Below are 2,027 nucleotides of genomic sequence, written 5' to 3'. Positions count from 1 at the left end.
TGCTTTTATCTTGCGTAATTGGCAAACTTGATTTTAAATTTGATCCAAATTTACTCACACTAAAATCAATAACTATCACCATACTAATAGCAAAGATTATAAGCATTACTCCTTTTATTACACGTTGAATTATACTGCTAGCATTTTCAAACGCACCAAAAATCACAGCTAAAATAACACCTAAAACACCCTGCCCTAGCAGCGAAATTTCATCGCCAATTACGGGTGAAATAATCCAAAGCGCCATCGCAAGCATAATAAAGCCAAATATAATCTTAATTTTTACCATCCACTCACCTGGCTTTGGTAAAACCCTACCTCCACCAAGCCCAATAGCTAAAAGTGGAAGCCCCATACCTAAACTCATTACAAATAAAGATAATCCGCCAATAATAATATCCCCGCTATTTGCGATATAAAGCAGCGCTCCAGCTAGCGGTGCTGCCACGCATGGTCCTACTATTAAAGCTGATGCTACGCCCATAAAAATAACGCCACCCATTCCGCTAAATTTAGAACTTTTAGTATTTAGGTAAGCTTGTAATGATTTTGGTATTTCTATCTCAAAAAGTCCAAACATTGAAAGTGCTAATACAATAAAAACAATACTAAAACCAATCAGTACTACTGGAGTTTGAAGCATTCCTTGAACACTAGCACCCAAAGAGCTTGCTAATACTCCAGCTATAGCATATGTAACACTCATAGCTAGTACATATATAAGGCTGATTATAAAGCCGCTTTTGGCATTTTTAGCCCCTTTGGCGACAATCAAGCTTGAGAGAATTGGAATCATTGGAAAAATACATGGAGTAAGAGATAGCAAAACGCCGTATATAAAAAATGTTGATATTGCCCAAAAGATAGAGTTGTTTGCTAAATTTATAGCTATTTGCGACTGCTCATTTTGAGTTTTTTGATTAGACAAATTTTGGCCTGATGCTATATCTTTAGATAAGCTAACTAATTCTTCATCATTTCTAGTAGCTAAATTTGTTTTGTTTGTAGAGTCTACTAGATATCTACTAGATACAACACTGCCACTTGAGTCAAATTCAACTCCAAAGCCTTCCTTTAATGGCTGATAACAAAAGCCACTATCGCTGCAACCTTGGTAATAGATATCAAGATTAAAGCTATTTTTACCCAATACAATTCCTGCTGGGATAAAAATCTCTAAATTCCTATAAATATCATAGCCCTCATATTTTATCGCCTTAGGAATATTTAAAAGCCTTGTGATATCGTTATTATCTAGCATTATCTTGATTTTATCTTGATATAAATATACACCATCTGCAATATCAAATTTAGCTATTATACCACTTTGATTATCTCCGCTAATATTGAGCTTAAAAGCATCTTTGGGATCTAGTACACTACCAAAACACAAAATCCCAAAGAATAAAAAAATATATAAGAGCTTTTTCATAGATTAAATTTGCTTAAATATCTCTATAGCATCTAGCTGCTCCCATGGATAGCTAGGATCACCCACCTGCCCTTTAGCTGCTACATCAGCGTATAAGAATGTATCTTTGCTAGGTTTATCTAGGCCAAATTTATCTGTTATCCATTTTGGAGTTAGGGCAAATTTATCATGTACAAACTCAGATAATTTATCATCATCACTATTTATATTTGTACCCATACAATCCACACTTACACTAACTGGCTTTGCTACACCTATGGCATAGCTTAGTTGTACTATACATTTCTTAGCTAGACCAGCTGCTACAATATTTTTAGCTATCCATCTAGCTGCATATAGCCCACTTCTATCTACTTTTGTATAATCTTTGCTACTTTGTGCGCCACCACCTATTGGAGAGTAACCACCAAAGCTATCTACTATTAATTTTCTACCCGTTAGGCCACTATCGTGAAGTGAACTATGATTTACATATCTACCTGTTGGATTTATATAGATTATTGTTTTATCTTTATCGTATAGATTTTGTGGCAATCCTGAATCATCTATAAGCTCTTTAATAAGCGCTCTAACCTCTTCTATTTTCAAACTCTCT

Annotated in this window: 2 protein-coding genes; both read right to left on the bottom strand. The window is 34.7% G+C overall.

Features of this window, described 5'->3' with window-relative positions; genetic code table 11:
* A partial coding sequence (gene dsbD, locus J6V67_RS00480; protein ID WP_291857182.1) for a protein-disulfide reductase DsbD occupies positions 1 to 1,432 on the bottom strand: 1,432 nt, incomplete at its 3' end.
* A 3-nt stretch (positions 1,433 to 1,435) separates the two neighbouring features.
* Positions 1,436 to 2,027: methionine adenosyltransferase domain-containing protein (locus tag J6V67_RS00475; protein WP_291857180.1), on the bottom strand; the 592-nt coding region annotated here is incomplete at its 5' end.

It is taken from the genome of Campylobacter sp. (genome assembly GCF_017646085.1).
GTDB lineage: Bacteria > Campylobacterota > Campylobacteria > Campylobacterales > Campylobacteraceae > Campylobacter.
Note: the sequence above shows the minus strand (reverse complement) of the source record. Positions and strands in the feature narration are given on the sequence as shown.